The sequence below is a fragment of the Pseudoalteromonas sp. S3776 genome, assembly GCF_005886915.1.
In the GTDB taxonomy this organism is placed as follows: domain Bacteria; phylum Pseudomonadota; class Gammaproteobacteria; order Enterobacterales; family Alteromonadaceae; genus Pseudoalteromonas.
Window position 1 is genome coordinate 1 of record NZ_PNCU01000219.1, and the last position, 286, is coordinate 286.

Consider the following 286-nt stretch of genomic DNA (forward strand, 5'->3'; position numbering starts at 1 on the left):
TGAGCCTGTAGAAAAACCTCTATAAGTACTGATTATGTTGACCAAAACCGGTAAAATCCCATTATCAGCCCCTGAGTAGACTTAAAAGCCTTGCCATGCCTCGCTTCAAGCCATACGACACCAGCCAGAATTTATTACTCCCCGTTAATCTGGCTGAACAGTTGGTGCCCGGTTCATTCGAATACACACTGAATTACCTGGTCGATCATGAAATTGATACTTCAATCTTTCATAACCACTACAACAATGATGCTAACGGTCGTCCGGCTTACGATCCGGCCATGCT

The 286-nt window shown here is 44.4% G+C and carries 1 protein-coding gene; it reads left to right on the forward strand.

Annotation, left to right across the window (positions count from 1 at the left end):
* Positions 1-95 precede the first annotated feature (95 nt).
* Positions 96-286 (forward strand): transposase (locus tag CWC16_RS20145; protein WP_502705085.1); only part of this gene is annotated, 191 nt, incomplete at its 3' end.